This is a genomic window from Micromonospora sp. NBC_00858 (assembly GCF_045207365.1).
Classification (GTDB): Bacteria; Actinomycetota; Actinomycetes; order Mycobacteriales; family Micromonosporaceae; genus Micromonospora.
Window position 1 is genome coordinate 4,312,340 of the sequence record NZ_CP108828.1, and the last position, 19,277, is coordinate 4,331,616.

Annotated in this window: 13 protein-coding genes; 7 read left to right on the plus strand and 6 right to left on the minus strand. The window is 69.7% G+C overall.

The window, feature by feature from the left end; translation table 11 throughout:
• The first annotated feature begins 230 nt into the window (after positions 1-230).
• Entirely contained in the window at positions 231-2,459 is a 2,229-nt protein-coding gene (locus tag OG990_RS20030; protein WP_406076707.1) for a hypothetical protein, read from the plus strand.
• Positions 2,460-2,472: 13 nt separating this feature from the next.
• Here OG990_RS20030 and OG990_RS20035 read toward each other — a convergent pair whose 3' ends face one another.
• Complete coding sequence (locus tag OG990_RS20035) at positions 2,473-3,228, minus strand: SDR family oxidoreductase (RefSeq protein ID WP_406076708.1); 756 nt, start codon at positions 3,226-3,228, stop codon at positions 2,473-2,475.
• Positions 3,229-3,471: 243 nt separating this feature from the next.
• On the opposite strand from OG990_RS20035, the gene OG990_RS20040 reads away from it, so the two are divergent.
• Positions 3,472-4,125: a class I SAM-dependent methyltransferase gene (locus OG990_RS20040; RefSeq protein WP_406076709.1), complete on the plus strand. Its 654-nt coding sequence runs from the start codon at positions 3,472-3,474 to the stop codon at positions 4,123-4,125.
• Between the two features lie 75 nt (positions 4,126-4,200).
• On the opposite strand, the gene OG990_RS20045 is transcribed toward OG990_RS20040, so the two are convergent.
• Positions 4,201-4,731: an AAA family ATPase gene (locus OG990_RS20045; protein ID WP_406076711.1), complete on the minus strand. Its 531-nt coding sequence runs from the start codon at positions 4,729-4,731 to the stop codon at positions 4,201-4,203.
• A 169-nt stretch (positions 4,732-4,900) separates the two neighbouring features.
• Here OG990_RS20045 and OG990_RS20050 point away from each other — a divergent pair, with 169 nt between their 5' ends.
• On the plus strand, positions 4,901-6,088 hold the full coding sequence (locus OG990_RS20050; protein ID WP_406076713.1) for an RNA ligase RtcB family protein: 1,188 nt from the start codon (positions 4,901-4,903) through the stop codon (positions 6,086-6,088).
• Positions 6,085-6,765 (plus strand): peptide chain release factor H, encoded by a 681-nt coding sequence (prfH, locus tag OG990_RS20055; protein ID WP_406076714.1) that lies wholly within the window; start codon positions 6,085-6,087, stop codon positions 6,763-6,765. Before OG990_RS20050 ends, prfH begins: the two co-directional genes overlap by 4 nt.
• A 34-nt stretch (positions 6,766-6,799) precedes the next feature.
• Here the strand turns inward: prfH and OG990_RS20060 are convergent, their stop codons facing one another.
• From OG990_RS20060 to OG990_RS20070, 3 genes are all read right to left on the minus strand, one after another.
• Entirely contained in the window at positions 6,800-7,891 is a 1,092-nt protein-coding gene (locus tag OG990_RS20060; protein ID WP_406076716.1) for an alpha/beta fold hydrolase, read from the minus strand.
• Between the two features lie 7 nt (positions 7,892-7,898).
• Positions 7,899-13,514: a GH92 family glycosyl hydrolase gene (locus OG990_RS20065; protein ID WP_406076717.1), complete on the minus strand. Its 5,616-nt coding sequence runs from the start codon at positions 13,512-13,514 to the stop codon at positions 7,899-7,901.
• A gap of 229 nt (positions 13,515-13,743) precedes the next feature.
• The gene (locus OG990_RS20070; protein WP_328425344.1) at positions 13,744-14,157 is read right to left on the minus strand and encodes a VOC family protein; all 414 of its coding nucleotides are present in this window, start codon (positions 14,155-14,157) and stop codon (positions 13,744-13,746) included.
• Between the two features lie 113 nt (positions 14,158-14,270).
• Here OG990_RS20070 and OG990_RS20075 point away from each other — a divergent pair, with 113 nt between their 5' ends.
• Positions 14,271-15,659 carry a serine hydrolase domain-containing protein gene (locus tag OG990_RS20075; protein WP_406076719.1) on the plus strand — a complete coding sequence of 463 codons (1,389 nt, stop codon included), beginning with the start codon at positions 14,271-14,273 and terminating at the stop codon, positions 15,657-15,659.
• Between the two features lie 374 nt (positions 15,660-16,033).
• Entirely contained in the window at positions 16,034-17,227 is a 1,194-nt protein-coding gene (locus OG990_RS20080; RefSeq protein ID WP_406076721.1) for an endo-1,4-beta-xylanase, read from the plus strand.
• 155 nt (positions 17,228-17,382) lie between these two features.
• Here OG990_RS20080 and OG990_RS20085 read toward each other — a convergent pair whose 3' ends face one another.
• Positions 17,383-17,862, minus strand: a complete 480-nt coding sequence (locus OG990_RS20085; protein WP_406081827.1) for a class I SAM-dependent methyltransferase — start codon at positions 17,860-17,862, stop codon at positions 17,383-17,385.
• Positions 17,863-18,336: 474 nt separating this feature from the next.
• Between OG990_RS20085 and OG990_RS20090 the strand changes: the two genes are divergently transcribed.
• Positions 18,337-19,044, plus strand: coding sequence for a TetR/AcrR family transcriptional regulator (locus tag OG990_RS20090; RefSeq protein ID WP_406076723.1), 708 nt, complete (start codon positions 18,337-18,339; stop codon positions 19,042-19,044).
• Positions 19,045-19,277 lie beyond the last annotated feature (233 nt).

A 19,277-nucleotide genomic window follows, 5' to 3' on the forward strand; every position in this document is an offset into this window, starting at 1 on the left:
CCTCGCCACCGGGGTCGGCTCCGGGAAGCCGGGTGGCCCGGGTCGAGAGCGTGGGCGGCCATCCGGCAGGCGGCGCGTGCGCAGCGCGTCCGCTGTTGCCACGATTGGGCTGGTCCAGGTGGGGTAGACCCCGGTCTGCCACGCGGGTGGCGGGGCCCGCCTCAGCGGCTGATCGCGTGGCAGGGGCTGCCGGGACACCTCGGGGGGCGATGTCGGATGGATCAGCGCCGTTGAGCGGGCCACGCAGCTCCGGCGACGTCGTGGAGTTGCGGGTGCACGGGGTCTCCAGCGCGAGCGCCGATCAGGTGTTGGGCCTGCAGCAGGTGGCGCAGGTCGCGGGCGACCGCAGTGGGGGCTTCTACCGACCCAGCCCGTGCCGTTCGGACACCGGCGCGTACGGGGTGAAGCTGGAGGCGTACCGCTGGGGTGACCTGCCCTCCGGGACCGTGGCCCGCACCCTGGCGCTGGTTTTCCTGCTGCCGTTCATGCTGGCCAATGTGGCGATCTGGATGCGCCCGGCGAACCCTGGCTCCGAGACGATGGTCAAGTCACTGTGCCGGGTGCTGGCGCTCACGCTCACCGTGCTGTACGTGCTCGCCGTCGCCGGCGTCGCCCTGGACCTGCTCGCCTGGAAGTGCATGTCCTTGCCCCGCTGCCTGGCCGGGCGCAGCTGGTTGTCCTGGTTGGGAGGACGCCCCGCCGGACTGCGGCTGGCGGTGCTCGCGCTGGTCCCGGCCGCCGCCATCGGTCTGCTCTGGCGACTCACCAACCGCCCGGGAAGAACGTTCGAGGCGTTTCACGCACCCGAGAAGGAGGTCTCCGGTCTCCCGCTCGGCGCGGTCGGTCAGTGGGACGCCGAGCCGCTGGTGGGTCGGCTGCGCTCCATCCACGTCGCGGCGGCGTTCGCGACGCTGGACGTCACTCTGCTCGCCGCCCGAGCCACAACCAGCCGCTCGGCCGGCACGATCGCGCTGGCCGTGGCCACCGGGACCGTACTGGCCGTCTGTGTGGTCCTGCTCTGCACGCCCCCGCTGATCGACCGGGCCGCCACGGACCGGCGGCTCGACGGGATCACCCGCACCCTGCGGACGATCGCCATCATCCTGACCGCCGTGGTCGTGGCCCACGTGCTGGCCAGCCCGGCGCCCTGGCCTCAGGGGGGCGGCCTGCCCGGCTACGAGGCGACCCTGACCGGCCTGTTCCTCGCCCAGACGACGCTGCTGGTGGCCCTGGGCATCGTGCTGCTCTGGCGCCGGGACCGGCAGCGGGACGTCACCCCGCTGTTCGGGCTGGGAACGCTGGTGATCGTGGCCGCCTCGATCAGTCTGGCGGTGGCGTACTCCGCCGAGCTGATCTACCGGGTGGCGGACTTCCTGGATCGCGATACGCCGACCGGAGATGGCCTGGAAAGCGTGCCAGCCCGGGCGTACACCTGGGTGATCTACGGCTTCTTCCGGGCGGTACTGATCACGCTGATCGTCTTGGGCCTGCTCATTCTGATCTCCCGCCGCGGGCGGTACCGCGCTGCGGCGAAGATCGTCGAGCGCGACTTTCCCGACCCGCCCGCCGAGGCCGCGCCCCGCCTGCGACAGGTGCAGCAAACGATCGCCCGGGCCCGGTTCACCGAGAAACTGGTGCCGTTGGCCGTGGTCTACAGCTGCCTCGCCGGACTCGGCACGGCCACCACCACCATCGGCCTGCTGGAGCTGTTCCCGAGCGACGTCATCGAGCGCAACATCGGCGTGCCGGCCGAGGTGGTCACCTTCGGCATCGCGTTCGGCAGCTGGGTGATCGCGGCGATCATCCTCGGCCTGATCATCGGCGGGATCTTCGGCTATCGGACCCTCGCGTTCCGGCGGCACGTCGGCGTCCTCTGGGACCTGGGCACCTTCTGGCCGCGGGCCGCCCACCCGTTCGCACCGGCCTGCTACGCCGAACGAGCCGTGCCGGAGCTGGCCCGACGAATCACGTACCTGGTCTCCCGCGGCAACGCGGTGCTGCTCACCGGGCACAGCCATGGCTCGGTCCTGGTCGCCGCGACGGTGCTCCAGTTGCCACCGCAGGTCGGCAACCGGGTCGCCCTGATCACCGAAGGGGCACCGCTGCGCCGACTCTACGGGCGGCTCTTCCCCGCCTTCATCAACGATGCGGTGCTACACGAGGTCGGCAGCCGGGTCGGCTGGCGGTGGGTGAACCTGTGGCGCGACACCGATGCCATCGGCGGCTGGATCTTCTCCGGCCACCGGCCAGGTGAGCCGGCGGCCGTCGACGGTCCGGCGGCGACGGTGGACCGCCGCCTGCGAGATCCCCGCGACGTGGTGACCCCGCCCAGCGACAGCGTCCCACCACCCATTCAGGGGCACTGGCCGTGCGAATCCGAGGAACGGTTCACCCAGGCGGTGCGGGACCTGCTGGAGCGCCTCGGCAGGCCGGCGGATCCGACCGCCGGCCCGCCGTAGCGCCGCCGGGGCGTTACCGCCCGCGGGCCGCCTGCGTGCGCCAGTCGTCAAGGCTCCGGTCAGCGACGCGGGCGCCGTCGGCGGGAACGAGTGAGCGTTCGCCCAGGGTGGCGCCGAAGTACCGGGCGGCGCGGTCGGTCACCACAGAACGGGGGTCCTTACTGCCCGCGAGAACGGACCGGCCCAGCTCGTCGAGGCGGAACTGCTCCGGCCCGGCGACCTCGACCACAGCGTTCGTCGGCGTCCCGACCGCGACGTCGGCCACCGTGGCCGCGACATCGTCGGCCGCGATCGGCTGGATGAGCACCGGCGCGAGGTGAACCGTGTCGCCATCCGTGCCGGCGTCGATGATGCCCTGGACGAACTCGAAGAACTGCGTGGCGTGTACCAGCGAATAGGGCAGCCCGGACTCGGCGATGAGCTTCTCCTGGGCGACCTTCGCCCGCATGTACCCGCTGTCCGGAAGGCGGTCCGAGCCCACGACGGAGAGCGCCACGTAGTGCCCCACTCCGGCCTCCGTCGCGGCCGCGAGGAGATTCCGGGTGGACGTCTGGAAGAAGTCCAGCACGGCGGCGTCCTCGAACGAGGGCGAGTTCGACACGTCCACGACGACATCGGCGCCGTCGAGTACCTCGCCCACTCCTTCGCCGGTCAGCGTGTTCACGCCGGTCTTGGGCGACGCCGCCACCGCCTCGTGCCCCTGCGCACCGAGGCGGTCCACGAGCTTGGAGCCGATGAGGCCGCTGCCGCCGATGACGACTATCTTCATGATCTAGACACTTCCTACCTGCCCCCGGTGGGGCCGAGTCGTTGCCAACCAAGTACGACGTAACCAGGGCGCCGATCCGTGACACGTCCACCGATGTCGGTGCACGAGGTGGCTACGGTGGGCGGTGTCACGGATGAAATCAGGCTACGTACCTGCGGGTACGCGGCGGGGAGACATCACGACTCATGATTGTGTGCGTCGTACACGATGGGTGACGGCATCCCATCGCCTCTGGAGGTCGGCATGGCAGCGGTGTCCCACCCGGTGTTCGCCCGGTTCTACGAGCGGCTCAGCGTGGCCATGGATCGCGCCGGCACCGCCGAGCACCGACGGAATCTGGTCGCCGGACTCTCCGGCCGGGTGATCGAGATAGGCGCGGGCAACGGCCGCATGTTCCCCCACTACCCACCCGGGGTGACCGAGGTCCTCGCGGTCGAGCCGGAACGGCGTCTACGTGCCGCCGCCATCCGAGCGGCCACGACAGCGCCGGTACCGGTCCGGGTCGTCGACGCTCTGGCCGAGGCACTACCGGCCGGCGACGGCGAGTTCGACGCGGCCGTGGTCGCGTTGGTGTTGTGCACCGTGCCCGATCAGGCGGGCGCGCTCGCCGAGATCGGCAGGGTGCTACGCCCCGGCGGTCAGTTGCGCTTCTTCGAGCACGTCGCCGCCGAGGAGCCCGGCGGTCTGCGCCGGGTCCAACGGGTGCTCGACGCGACGCTGTGGCCGAAGTTGTTCGCCGGCTGCCACACCGGCCGCGACACCACCGCCGCCATCACGGCAGCCGGTTTCGTCATCGAGGAGTTGCACCGGTTCCGGTTCCCAACAGCCAGCAACAGCCCGTCCTCGCCGTGTGTCGTCGGGCGCGCGATCAAACCGGCGCCCACCAGCGGGCAGTGACGACGGCAGCCAGTCGACCGCCGGCGGCGATCCGGCCGTCACCGGCTGGTCGGTTCAGCCGGTGAGCGCGGTCGTTCAACGACGGGGGAGGTCGATCAGCCAGTCATCCAGGTCGGCCGGGGACCGCATCAACAGCACCGGTGGCGCGGACGGATCGGCCTGCCACGCCCGCATCCGCCGCCGGACCCGGCCGAACCCGCCGACGTGCCAGACCAGAATCGAGTCCCCGGACAGCACACTGCCCAGTGATTCGCGGTTGCCGTTGCAGATCTCCTCGCCCGTCACCAACCGGCGCATGGTGCGACGCAGCAACCGCCAGAAGGAGCACCACCGCGGATAGTCCAGGCCGACCACCAGGTCGGCCCGAGCCAGGGGTACGTCGCGCCACCCGTGGTACGCCCCATCGAGGATCCAGCGGTCCCGTTGGCAGATCTTCTCGATCCGACTCCGCTGCTGCGCGACCGGCACCTCAACCCACCCCGGCTTCCAGAGCAGATCGTCCACCGGGTACCACGGCAACCCGAGGTGCTCGGCCAGCAGCTCCGCGAGGGTGGACTTGCCAGCGCCATGCACCCCGTAGATCAGGATGCGACGCGGTGCGCTCATCGCGGCAGCGTACGCGGCGATCGAAACTCGCTTGCCGGGCGCGGTGGGTTCCACCAGAGTGGCGTCCATGACGTACTGACGGACAACCCCTCTGCTCCGAGCCCCCGGTGACGCCGCCCCTGGGCCGTGACGCCGTCCGCCCCTACGTCTCAGCCAGAAGTGAGCATCCTTGTCCCAGCACCACTCCCGTCGGGAGTCGCTGTCTCCGTCCACCCCTGCCACCGTCACCGTGTTCGCCTCCCCCGCCATTTGGATCGAGTCTGACGCGCTCGCGCAGTGCCAGCAGGTGGCCGCCCTCGACGGCATGATCCATGTTGCCGCCATGCCGGACCTGCACCCAGGCAAGGGCGCGCCCATCGGCGCAGCCATGGCGTCGAGCGTGTTGTACCCGTTCCTGGTGGGCTCCGACATCGGTTGCGGCATCGCCGTGTTCCCCATCCACCTCAAGCGCGCCGTACCCGAACGGCTCGCCGCCCGGTTCCCCGACCTGGACCGCCCGCTGGACCCTGCGCAGGACGCCGACGACCCGGCCTGGGCCGTCGTGTCGGGTGACATTCCCGCCGGCCACCTGGAGGGCCTCGGGACGGTGGGCCGGGGCAACCACTTCGTCGAGCTCGCACGCGTCGAGACCGTCTTCGACCCGGGCCACGCGAGCCGCCTCGGGCTCGACGCCGGTGACCTCGTCCTCATCGTCCACAGTGGTTCGCGCGGCCTGGGCGAGCGGATCCTGCGGGCGCACACCGGTGCCCACGGTGCCGGCCCCGCCCCCGATCCGGCCGCCTACCTGGCGATGCATGACGACGCCGTGCGATGGGGGTCGCTCAACCGGCGATTGATGGCCGCCCGGGTCGCGCACGCCCTGGGCGCCGAACCAACCGAGCCGATCGTCGACCAGTGCCACAACCTGGTCGAGGTCCGTGACGGGGTCTACCTGCACCGCAAGGGGGCTGCCCCCGGCGACGGCCGCGACGTGCTCATCGCCGGTACGCGCGGTACCGCCTCGTACCTCGTGGCCGCCCACGCCGGCTCGGACGCCAACCACTCGGTGGCGCACGGCGCGGGCCGCAAGATGTCCCGCGCCGACGCCCTGCGCCGAGGCCGGGCCAAGCACACGGTCGAGGAGCTGCGCCGCACACCGGTGGGCTCGATCGTGGTGTGCGGCGACCGCCAACTGCTCTTCGAGGAGGCACCCACGGCGTACAAGCGCATCGAGCAGGTGATCGCCGACCTCGTCGACCACCACCTGGCCACGCCGGTGGCCACCACCACTCCGCTGGTCACCTACAAGACACCCGACCTCGGGTCCCCGCACCGACCCGACCGCCGGGACCAGCGCCGCGGGCGAGGCCGGCGATGAGCGTCCAGCTGTTGCTGTCGGCCGGGCGTGGCCCGCAGGAGTGCGCCTGGGCGCTTGCCCAACTGCTGAGCCGCCTGGAGGACGACGCCACCGGACAGCGCCTGACGACCCAGCGGATCCAGGCCGTGCCGGGCGACCGGCCCGGCACCTACCGGTCGGTCCTGATCCAGGTCTCGGGCGCCGGCGCCGAGGCGTTCGCCGCCTCCTGGACCGGCACCCTGTGCTGGCAGGCTCCCAGCCCGTACCGGGCGAGCACCGGGCGCAAGAACTGGTACGTCATCGCTCAACCGCCCCAGCTCGACGCCGCGCCGACGAGGTTCACGGAGGCGGATGTCGACATCGTGGCCTGCCGTACCGGGGGCCCCGGTGGTCAGCACCGCAACAAGGCCAGCACGGCGGTACGGGCGACCCACCGTCCCTCGGGCATCGTCGTGGTGGTGGACGACGAGCGGCAGTTCAGCCTGAACCGCCGGATCGCCCTGAACCTGCTGCGACAGCGCATCGAGCACGGCGACGAGGCGGCCCGACGCGCCGTCACCACATCCCGCTGGCGCATCCACGACGAGCTCGTACGCGGCAACCCCACCCGCGTCGAACGCCCCGAACCGTCGGGACGCGATCTGGCCTCTCAGCAGCGCGGGCACAAGCGACGACGACCGGCCGGCGGGGCAGCCTGAGGGAGGCCGTTGGCGCGGCCCGCTCGGGGGCGGCTCAGACCTGCAGCACCGCGTCGGCGAAGGCCCCGGGCGCCTCCTGCGGCAGGTTGTGCCCCACCCCACCACTGATGGTCCGGTGTTCGTACCGGCCGGAGAACTGCGTGCCGTAGACGCTGGGCTCCAGGTGTGGCGCACCGTTGGCATCCCCTTCCAGGGAGATGCTGGGCACCGTGATCTTCGGCTTGTCGGCCAGCCGTTTCTCGAACTCCTCGTACTGCGGCTCACCCGCGGCGAGGGCCAGCCGCCACCGGTAGTTGTGGATCACGATTTCGACGTGATCGGGGTTGTCGAACGCCGCCGCGCTGCGGTCGAATGTCGCGTCGTCGAACATCCATCTCGGCGAGGCGGTGTGCCAGATCAGCTTGGCGAAGTCGCGCCGGTTCTTGTCGTACCCTTTCCGGCCGCGTTCGGTGGCGAAGTAGAACTGGTACCACCAGGCAATTTCCGCCTTCGGCGGGAGCGGGTTCCGGCCCGATTCCTGGCCGTCGATCAGATAGCCGCTCACCGAGACCAGGCCGCGGCACCGCTCGGGCCACAGCGCGGCCACGATGTCGGCGGTGCGGGCACCCCAGTCGAAGCCGGCCAGCTTCGCCGCGTCAATCTTGAGGGCGTCCATGAGGGCGACGAGGTCGAGTGCGATGGCCGCCGGTTGGCCGTTCCGGATTGATTCGTCGGACCGGAACCGCGTCGAGCCGAATCCACGCAGGTACGGCACGATGACCCGGTAGCCGGCGTCCGTCAGCAGCGGCACGACGTCAACGAAGCTGTGAATGTCGTACGGCCAGCCGTGGAGAAGGATCACGGCGGCACCATCCGACGGGCCAGCGTCGACGTAGCCGATATTCAGGACACCGGCATCGACCTGCTTCACCTCATCGAACGTTGCCATCGCGCCGGCCCCTCTTGTCGGCTGCTCCCCGTGCCTGAACGCGGTTCGGGCCTGCTGGACACGCTTGAATCGTAGGGTGTTGGGCCGGCCAGGACGGCGGGTTGCACAAGGACCGGGGCGACCGATTGCCACCTGGGTAAGATGCGTCGCCGCCGTGGGCGGGCCGTGATCACGGCCCGCCCACGGCGGCTCTGTCACCTCCGGCTCAGTTCGGGCCGGTGACGGTGAAGGGCAGGGAAACCCGCGTCGTCGACTTCGCCCCTGCCAGCGTGACGCTGGTCGAGCCGGCCTTCGCCGCCCCGGGAACGCTGACGGTCGCGCCAGAGATGACGCCGTCACCATTCGCGCGCACGGTGCTGACCGCGAGGCCGTCACCAAGGCTGATGGTGACCGTCTCGTTCGGCGCGAACCCGGAACCGTCGACCGTGATCGCGGTGCCGCGCGGGCCCGCCGTGGTCGTCAGCGCCGCTGCCGGTGCGTACCTCGGCGCCTCCTGCTGCTCGGTCACCTGGACGGTGGCCGTCGCCGGAGTCCGCGAGGACGCGCCGGTGGCGGTGACGGAGTACCGGCCGGGCTGCGCGTCATCGGACGTCGGAACCGAGACTCGGACCGCTCCCGCCGCGGAGGCCGCGACCTTCATGGTCCGTGTCGGGCTGGTGCCGAGAATCACGGTCACCTGCTCACCGGCAGCGAACCCGCTGCCGTTGACGGTGATCGTGTCACCAGTGTTGGCGGACGCGGACACCGCGATCGCCGGCTGGCGGGCGCCACGTGCCACGGTCACGGTGAACATCCCAGTGCTGCTCGACAACGTGTCCCACGCGGTGACGTGCACCGTGTAGGTGCCCTCCTGCGTGTAGGTGTGCTGTCCGCTCATCACACCGGACTGGTCGATCGTGACGTCGCCCGGAATCGTGCCGTCACCCCACTGGACGCGGGCGCGGTACCCCGGGGTGCCGGGCACGCCGCCGGTGACCGAGCCGAGCTTCGCCGAGAGGACCTGACCGGCGTTGACCGTCTGGTCACTCGGGGCGACGGTCGCCAGCGCGGGGGCCGGTGTGCCGTCGTCCGCGATGGCGAACACGTGGATCCTGCCCTCCGAGCCGGGGTTGCCGGTCTGCGTCGGGAGGGTCACCGAGACGAGCGTCTTGCCCGCCGGGATCTGGTACGGCGCGGTGGCGAACAGGAACGGCTGCGCGCCGTCCCGGCTCGTACCGCTCAGCCGGTACGCGGCCTTGGCGACGACGATGTTGCCGTAGGACGGAGTGCCGTTGGCGTTGCCGCCCAGCGTCCAGTCACTCATCTGGATCGGGATGCTGGCGGTGCTGCCGTCGCTGAACGTCGCCGTGCCGGTGGTGCTCTGGTTGCCCTGCGTGCCGGCGCCGATGAACGAGATGCTCCTGGCGTCGGTCGGAAGGTTCAGAACGATCGTCTTGCCGTTACCGGTGGCGTTGTCCGGCTGACCCGCCGGGATCACCGGCAGCGTGAAGGTCAGTGCCGTTCCGGGCACCTCGTGCCGCTGGCCCTGGGTCACGCCGGCTGCCGTCAGGGCCGCCCGCGAGTACGCCCACGACTTGGCGTCGCAGTTCGCCGCGAGGGCGCCCTCGTCGCCGATGCAGACGGTGTCGAATGCCGCGGTGAGCCCGGAACTCGGCGCGTAGGCCACGTCGACGCCGACCGTCGCCGAGCTCTGGCCGGTGCCGTCGGTCACCGTGACGCTCGCCTGGTGGTGACCCGGCGTGGCGTAGGTGTGCGCGCCACTGACGCTGTAGACGGCCCGAGAGCTCAGCGTCAGGGTTCCTTCGGTGACCGGTGAGCCGTCACCCCAGTCGATCGTGGCCTGGTAGCCGGTGGCGGTGCCCCCGGTGACGGAGGCCAACGGCACCGACACGGGCACGCCGGACGTCGCGTGCACGCTGCCCGCGGCGGTCACCGAGATGTCGCCGCCACCGAGTTCGAGGTCGCCTCCGGCGAGCAACTCGATCTCGGCGAGGTTCGTCTGCGCGGCGCCGACGGTCTTGGTCACGGCGAGGCGGAACTGCGCGAACCGTCCCGGATCGCTGATCGTGAACGGCCGGGTCTGGTTACGCCACGGGAACACCTCGTCTTTTCGGGAGTCGACGGTGCTCCAGGTGATGCCGTCGTTGGAGCCCTGCAGTCGCCAGGCCGCCGGATCGCCCGCGGCCGCACCGGAGGTGACGGTGTAGTACCTCGGCTTCTGCTTGCCACCACGGGAGGCCCAGCTGATCTGCGGCGTGGCGGAGGTGAACGTCAGCTGCGTGGTCGACGAGTCGTCGAACAGCTTCGACGCGTCCTGCCCGTCACTCGCGGTCGCGGTGCCGAGACCGGGGCCGGTGGTGTCCTGCAGCGGCTTGGGCGCGGCGTCACCCTTGGTCAGTGACGGCGGCGCGTCGTTCTTGCCGCTGCCCCAGGACGACGGCTTGGGACCCATCTGGAAGTCGATCGTGCCGCCCTTGGCGAGCGCGGACACGTCGAGGGACACCTCGCGCTGCTTCTTTCCGTTGACCTTGACGCTCTGCACGTAGACGTTCGTCGTGCTGTTGTTCGACGCGTTGACGACGATGTCGCCGCTCGTGCGGTGGACGGTCATCTTGGTGAACTGCGGCGAGCCGATGGCCCACTGGGCGGACCCGGCCTGCAGCGGGTAGATGCCCAGCGAGCTGAGGATGTACCACGCCGACATCTCGCCGTTGTCCTCGTCGCCCAGGTAGCCCTGGCCGATCTCGCTGCCGACGTAGAGGCGCTGCAGGATCTCCCGCACGATCGCCTGCGTCTTGGCCGGCGCGCCCGCGAAGTCGTACATGTACGGGATGTGGTGCGACGGCTGGTTGCTCATACCGAGCTGACCCATCCGCACCGCCTGGGCCTCAAGCATCTCGTGGATCGTGCCGCCGTAACCGCCGGGACGGTCGGCCTTCTCCGGGGTGGAGAAGAACTCGTCGAGCTTGTCCCGCAGCGCCTTCTGGCCGCCGTACAGGTTGACCAGTCCCTGGCCGTCCTGCTGCGCGGTGAACGCGAAGTTCCACCCGTTGGTCTCGGTGTAGACGCCACCCCAGTCCAGCGGGTCACCGGCGAGGAAGTTGCCGGCGGCGTCGCGGCCCTGGAAGAGCTTCGTCTTCGGATCGAAGAGGTGGACGTAGTTGCGGGCGCGCTCCAGGAAGTACCGCGATTCCTCCTTGAGCCGCTCGCGCTCCGACTTCGGCGTGGCCGGGTCCTTGGCCAGGGCCGCACCCATGTTGCCGATGCCGTAGTCGTTGATGAAGCCCTCCAGCGCCCACGACACCGACTCGCCGGTGGAGGTCGGCGTGTAGCCGAGGAACAGCGAGGTCTCGATGCCCTTACGGCCGACCTCGCTGCGCCCGGACGCGACGGTCGCGTCCTTGACCGCAGCGTCGTACGCCGCCAGCGGGTCGGGCAGCTTGACCCCGGTGAGGTACGCCTGCGCCAGTGCCACGTTGGCGCTGGTGCCGGTCATCAGGTCGGCGTAACCGGGAGACGACCAGCGGGCGATCCAACCGCCGTCGCGGTAGTGCTGGACGAACCCGTCAGAGATCTTGGCTGCGACGTCCGGGTAGAGCAGCGCGTAGGCGGGCCACACGGTGCGGTAGGTGTCCCAGAAGCCGTTGTTGACGTAGATCTGCCCGTCGACGATCTTCGCGCCGGTCTGGGTGGGGGTCGACGTACCGGTCGGCGCCGACACCGGGCTCGCGTACTGCCAGCGCGGAGCGGCGGCGGTGCCGGTGTTCTCCGACTGCGAGTTCGGGTACAGGTTCAGCCGGTAGAGGTTCGAGTACATCGTGACCAACTGCGCCTCGGTCGCGCCCCGGACCTCAACCCGGCCGAGTCGATCCTTCCAAGCCGCGGTGGCGGCGGCGTGGACCTGGTCGAAGCTCTTCCCGGTGACCTCCAGGTCGAGATTCCGGCGGGCCTGGTCGACCGAGAGGAACGACGTCGCGATGCGCATCGTCACCTGACGGTCCGCGGTGACGTCGAAGGTGGCGGACGTCGCCGAGGACGCCGTCGGCGCGCGGTCGAAGGCGCCGGACACGAACATCCGGGTACGGCCGGCCGACAGGCCGCTTCCGTTGTCGACCCAGCCGGTGAACGTGCCGTCCGCGCCGATGGTGAACGTGCCGTTGTAGAAGACGAGGCTTCCGGTCGGCTGCCCGGACGGGAAGGTGAACCGCATGATTCCGGCGTGGTCGGTCGGCGACATCTCCGCCGTCAGACCGTTCTGCGTCGTGACCCGGTAGAGGTCCGGCTGCGCCGTCTCGTCCTCGTGGCTGAAGGCGAGCGCCCGGCTGGCGGGCGTCCCGGTGAGGGGTCTGTCGCCCGCCACCGGCATGACCGACATCTGGTTGCGGTCACCCATCCACGGGCTGGGCTCGTGAGAGATCGCGAGGCCCTGCAGGGTCGGCAGGTTGGCCGCGTTGTTGACCCGGTGGTACTGGTACTCCCACGAGTTGGACGTGGCATCGGTCACCGGCGTGAAGAAGTTGAAGCCGTTCGGCACCGAGGTGATCGGCAGGTTGTTGCCGCGCGAGAACCCGCCCGTCGAGTTGGTCCCGCGCCGGGTGTCGACGTAGTTGGTCAGCCGTGAGCCGTCGATCGACGGCGGTGAGCCCGTCAGCTCGACGTCGTCGAGCCAGCCCTGGAACCGGGTCTGCCCGGTGGCCTGCGGATTGTCGTAGGCGAGCAGGATCCGGTCGATCGTCTTGCCGGCTGCCACGGCGCCGATGTCGGACTGCACCGCGTTCCACTGATCGGCGTAGAGCACCTTCGACGCACCCTGTCCGGCTGCGGTGAGCGCGTAGCCGTGCTGGTCGACGGGCGAACGCCCGCTCAGGTAGCTGCCGTCGGTGAAGTGCAGGTCAACCGCCGCGTAGGTGGACGGGTAGCGTCCGTCCTTCCCGGTGAACTCAGGGAAGATCTTGTAGGACAGCCGGGTCTTCGGCCCGACCGGGATGTCGACGTCGAACAGCTTGTTGGTCCCGTACGAGCGTCCGTCGCCTTCGGCGCCACCGGAGTACCGCAGTGCGGCCAATCCGGTGAAACCGGCCTCCGGCTTCGTGGTGTAGCCGCCGTCCGGACCGGCGCCGACCTCGCTGACCATGGGGGTGGCCGGCGGCCGCACGTCCGAGCCGTCGCTGATGTTCCAGTCGGCGAGTTGCACGAGGGGGTCACCGGAGTTCGCGTTGACGTTCAGCCGGTAGTAGCCGTAGGCGGTCGTGTTGGTGAAGCTGTAGATGTTGGTGGCGAACCGCCCGCTGAACGTCTCGCCGGCGCGCCGGTCCAGGTCGGTCCAGGTACTGCCGTCGTTCGAGCCCTGCACGACGAAGTCCCGGGGGTCGCGGCCGGGTGCGTCGTCCGCTGAGGTCAGCGAGTACCGCACGACCGCCGCGGGCTCGGCCAGCCGGTAGGTCACCCAGCCGGTCGAGGCGAACACCAGCCACTTTGTCGCGGGGTCGTCGTCCTTGAGGTTCGCGGCGATCTCGTTGGGCGGGTTGTCGGCGCTCGCGGTTACCGCGCTGACCTGGTCGAGCAGGCTTCCTGGCAGCGTGGTGACCGATCCGCTGAGGTTCGCCTGGATCGGCTTTCCGTTCTGGCCGACCTCCACGGTGCTCGTGGCGGGTTGCGGGTCGGCCGACTCGAACGAGGAGTTGAAGTTGCCGGGTTGCGGCGTGGGGGGCGCGGCGCTGGCCAGCGGTGCGGCGACGAGCAGCCCTACCGGGAGCAGGACTGCGGTTGTCGCGGCGAGCAGACGAGGGGACCAGGAGCGCACAGGGGGGGAATGCGACATGGGGACAGGGCCTTTCGCCTCGAACCGGGTCGAGTACGTCGAACGTCTGGGCAGAGTGGACCGTGGCTGCTGCGATCGATCCTGACATCGTTGTCATGAAGGCTCGTGACCGACGACGCGGGACCGCTGGACTGTGGCTGATAGTTCCGGGCAGACCACGGCCGTGTCAACGGGTTGATCCGAGCGAAACATGCCGCCCAGCGGCGACCGCGTGGCGAAAAGCCGCGGATCAGCCGACGAAGATGCAGAACGGATGACCCGAGAGGTCCGCGAGGACATAGAGCGGCTCGTCCGCGTGGTCCGACCGGTCCAGCAGCAACTGCGCCCCGAGCGACTCGGCCCGCTCCCGCTGCCGCTGCAGTTCCTCGAAACTGGACACTGTGCAGTCGAGGTGCATCTGCATGGGAATGTCATGCTTGGGCCACGTCGTACGCTCCAGACGCTCCACCTGCTGAAACGCCAGCCTGCGGGCCCCGTTCGCGTCCACGAGGACGAGCCAGTCCGCGTCGTCCGCAACCCCGTCCGCCGGAGGTTCGTCGCCCTGCCGGTACCGCAGTCCCAGGAGCTGCCGATAGAACTCGGCAAGGGCACGGACGTCCGTGGTGTCGATGACCGTGTGCAGCAGTTGCGGATACTCAGCCATGCCCGCATCCAACCACGGACCGCGTGGCCGTCCATCCATCGACAGAGGTACGGACAACAGCCAGTCGCAGAGCTGTGCTGTCGTCACGCCTGATGAGATGGCATGATCCTGCCGTGCGTATCGATCGACGCTCGATGCTTGGCCTCGGACTCTCCGCTGCCGCTGCGGCGCTCACCGGCTGCCAGTCGAAGCCTTCGACCGGGCAGGCCGGCTCGTGGCAGATCCCGGCTGAGCCCGTAGCCGGACAGGGTGGCGCCGCGGCCACCGGCCCCCTGGCCCGTACGTCGAGAACGATCAGCCAGCGGCTGACCGGCGTCCTGAACGTCCACCTGCAGCCCACCAGCCAGAACCCTTCGCACCCCACGTACGCGGGGGCGGTGGCGCTCACCCTCGCCGGCGGGCAGCCGAGCGCTCAGGCAACCGTCGGCGAGGCGCTTCGCTTCGGCGCCGGGCCGGTGCTCCTGCCAGCCGCGCAGCGCGTCCGGATGCGTCCCGACTCCATCTTCGACCTCGCGTCGATCACGAAGGTCTACACGGCCATCCTCGTGCTGCAGCAGGTCGAGCAGGGGCGCCTCGACCTCGACGCACCAGTGGTGAGCTACCTGCCCGAGTTCACCGGCACCGGCAAGTCGGCCGTCACCGTGGCGATGCTCCTGGCACACACCAGCGGTCTGCCCGTGGGCGCCAACGTCACCGGCTACCCCACCCTCGCCGAGAAGTGGAAGGCGGTCCTGGCCACCCCGCTGGTCAGCGGCGGCGTGCCCGGCCGGGTGTTCCGCTACTCCAGCGTCGGCCTGATGGTCGCCGGCAAGCTCGTCGAGAAGGTCACCGGCCAACGCCTCGACCAGGCACTGAAGACCGGCCTGACCGACCCGCTCGGCCTGCGGTGGACGGGCTTCAACCCGAACACCTGGATCAGCAGCACCGAACGGGACGCTCGGATGGTCGCCACCGACGCCCGCTCCTCACGCGGACTTCTCCGCGGGGTCGTGCACGACGACGTGGCCAACCACCTCGGCGGCATCGCCGGGCACGCCGGCATCTTCAGCACCGCCCAGGAGGTCGCCGTCATCGGTCAACTCCTGCTCGGCGGCGGCACCTACGGTGGGCGCCGGGTCCTGGCCGAGAGCACGGTGCGCCGGATGCTCACCAACGCCAACGCTGGACTGCCCGCCGTCGACCCCGAACGGCCACACCGCACCGCCGACCACGGGCTCGGGGTGGTGCTCAACCAGCCCTGGTTCATGGGTCGACTCAGCCGTCCGACCACCTTCGGGCATACCGGCTTCACCGGCACCTCCCTGCTGGTCGACCCCACCCACAAGCTCGTGTTCGTCCTTCTCACCAACCGGGCCCACCCCAACTGGAGCTGGGCCAACCCCGACCCGGTACGCGTCGCCACCGCCGACGAGCTGGCCCGCTGGCATGCCCAGCCGACCGGCCCGCAGCGGTCGGGGCGTCAGGGGTCGGCAACCATGTCGCCGCCTGCCCGTCGACGTTAGGCCGCGTCTCTGGCGCGATGCCGTGGCCCGCGCCCAGGGCAACCCGCAGACACATCCACGTACGGCACAGCCGGCGACCTCGTGTTGCCGGCTGTGCCGCCGCGCCGCCACTCTTCGAAAGTTTCGGCATCGGCGCAAGCAGGGCTTCGCAGCTCACACAACTGATTTCCGGAAGTTTTCGAGGTTGACGAGGGACATCGACGACCATAATGTTTCGAGCAGCTTTCCGGTTTCCACCCCGAGCTACCGGCACCACCCACGGTCAGCCCGACCGCTCGACACCCGGCGTCGACCCCACCCCCAGATCATCAGCACCGGCCCCGCACCCTCTGTTTCATGATCGACGCTTGTCGATCAATATGAAAGGAAGGCAGATGAAGCTAAGACGGTGGATGACCGCCGGCGCGGTCGCCGTCGCGACCGTTGCGGCCTTGAACACGGTGCCAGCCGCCGCGAACCGGCCCTACGATCCGACCGCGCAGAGCCTGGCCGCTCTCGGCCTGCGCCACGGCCTCCAGGTCGGCACCGCGGTGGACATGGCGGCCCTCAACGACACCAGCGACCCGCAGTACCGCCGGCTGACCACCTCCGAGTTCTCCTCGGTCACCGCCGAGAACGCGATGAAGTGGGAGAGCCTGGAGCCCACCCGCGGCGCCTACGACTGGGCCGCGGCAGACCAGCTCGTCGAGTTCGCCAAGCGCAACAGACAGAGCGTGCGCGGCCACGTGCTGGTCTGGCACAACCAACTGCCCGCCTGGCTGACCAGTGGCGTCGCCGACGGCTCCATCAGCAGGCAGGAGCTGCGCGAGCTGCTACGCAGGCACATCACCACCGTCGTCAGCCGGTACAAGGGCAAGATCTGGCAGTGGGACGTGGTCAACGAGGCGGTCAGCGACCCGTGGGACACCCCGTCCACCCTGCACTACAAGGGCTTCTGGGCGGAGAACCTCGGGCCCGGCTACATCGCCGACGCGTTCCGCTGGGCACGCGCCGCCGATCCCAAGGCGCTGCTGTTCTACAACGACTACAACATCGAGGCGTTCGGCTCCGGCAATCCTGCCGACGACAAGCCGCAGTTCGTCCACGACATGGTCAAGGGTCTGCTCGCTCAGGGCGTCCCGATCGACGGCGTCGGCTCCCAGGGCCACCTGGGCACCCAGTACGGCAACTACGACACCCTCCAGGTGACCGCCGCACTGAGGAAGTTCGCCGCGCTCGGTGTCGCCACCGCGTTCACCGAGGTCGACGTCCGCAGCGAGATGACCGAGGCGGTCCAGGCCGGCAACTCGGCGGAGATCAACCCCAGGTTGCAGGCGTCAGCCGCCAACTTCAGCGTGCTGGTGAAGGCCTGCCTCGCCGTACGCAGCTGCCTGTCGTACACCGTCTGGGGCTTCAGCGACAAGCACTCGTGGGTGCCGGGCTGGTTCAACGACCCGCCGCAGGGCATGGCCACCATCTACGACGAGAGCTACCAACCCAAGCGGGCGTACCACGAGCTCAAGTCCGACCTGATCTTCGCCGGACCGCCGTACGTCCTGCCGCGCATCGCACCCAAGCCGCGCCGCTGACCCGCTGGTTCGACCCAAACCAGGCGGAGGGGAATGACGGCCCCTTCCCCATCGCCTGACATCCCTCGCCGGGTGTCGGGGCCCGGTCACCACCCGGGCTCCGACACCCACGCGGCACGGCGGAAGCCACCGACCGTGCCGTCCGTCATCGATCGTCAGATCGGCGTACCGGTGACGCAGGTGAACAAGCGGCTCTGCCCGCGAGCCACGATTGATCTTGTCGTGCGGAACCTGTGTGCGCGGAGCAGGCGTTCGGTCGACATGACGTTCCCCGTGGCGTTCGCAGACGTGGGCCGCTCACCGAAGACGTAGAACACGCCCCCCGGAGCCAGCAGGTCCCGGATCCGCTCGATCTGCTCTGTCGCGGTGCCCAGCCAGAACAGGCTGACGTTCACTGCGAAAATCTTGGTGAAGTGACAGGCCGCAAGATCGGCCGACTCGAACCCCGCACGTCGAATCTCGGCCCGGCCGGCGCTGATGTGGCTCGCGTTCCGTTCTGTTGCGAGCCGCGCCATCGTCGCCGCGCGGTCGATCGCCACGATCTTGCCGGTGGTGAGTCGTTCGGCGACCAGCGCGACGGCTGTTCCTCGACCGCAACCGATCTCCAGCAGGTGGTCGTGTGGAGCCACCGCCATCGTCTCCACCGCCCACCGCTGCCGCTGCGCGTCTGCGGTCGTTCGAGCCGGTTGGTGTGGTGGGACGGGCCTGCCACGAACAAGGCTCGACCGCCGGAGGGGGAACGTGCATCTCATGACGTCACTCGCCGAGCCGTGGCCGAAGCCTCCGAGGTGCACCGGCTGGACCCTGCACGCACCTGATTGCACCTTTCGGGGTGGCGCCGTTCACGTTGTCGTCGGCGACCCGTGCGGCGGCGCGGGATGGGCTGTGCGGACTGGCGGGACCCCTGAGCAGGATTGCCCTCGGTGAGCGAGCAGAAACGTGGGCACCGAAAAAACGTCAATCGCTACAGTGGCAACTGTAGCGTCCAACCATGCGTCTCCGCCAGAACCCCTGGTCGTGACAGGCTGCCGGGCCCAGTTCAGCCACCACCCCACCCACCCATACCGCTACAGCTGGGTACGTAGCGCTACATCGAATATGCTAGCGCCATGGGCAGTAGAGCATCGTCCGGAAACACCCGGGACCGACTCCTGCTGGCCGCAGCCGAACTTCTGGCCAGCTCCGACGACCGCGCCCTGTCGACCCGAGCGGTCTGCGAACGCGCCGGAGTGCAGGCACCAACTCTGTACCACCACTTCGGCAGCAAGCAGGGTCTGGTCGACGCGGTGATCGGCCACGGTTTCACCCAGTACGTCCGGCCCTCGCCGGCTTCCGGCGACACCGGCGATCCGGTGGACGCCATCCGCCAGGGCTGGGACCGGCATGTCCAGTTCGGGCTGGACCATCCGACGTTCTACGCGCTGTTGTACGGACAGGTCGAGCTCGGTAAGCCCTGCACCATCACCGCACCAGCGCATGCCATCCTGCGGGACCTGCTGATCGCGGCCGCGCGGGAAGGGCTGCTCAAGGTGCCGGCCGACGACGCGGCCGAGCAGATCCTGGCCGCCAACATCGGGGCCACTCTCAGTCTCATCACCCAGCCGGACGACCAGCGCGACATGAACCTCTCCGATCGCGTCCGCGAAGCAGCACTCGCCGGTGTCCTGCGGAACAGCCCGGAGGCCGACCAACCGGCGACGACCCGCGCCTGCACCGCACTGACCCTGCGCACACTGCTCGATCAAGATTCGGCCGGGCTGTCAGCCGGGGAGCAGGCCCTGCTCAACGAACTGCTGGATCGACTGGCCGCCTCCTGACCCGTCTCCCCCGGTGCCCGGCCGCCGTCCCAGCAGGGTCAGGAAGGCGACTCCACCCTGTGCACGCCACCCCCGGCCGCCACTGACCTGACGAGCCTCCGCTCGTTGCCGATCGTCGCCGACGCAATCGCCTTCCCGACTCGTCCGCCCGATGTGGACGGACGGGCAGGGGTTGCCTCGCGTCCGTACCGAAAGATCGAGCGGGCTGTTCGGCCGTCCGGGACAGCGGACCC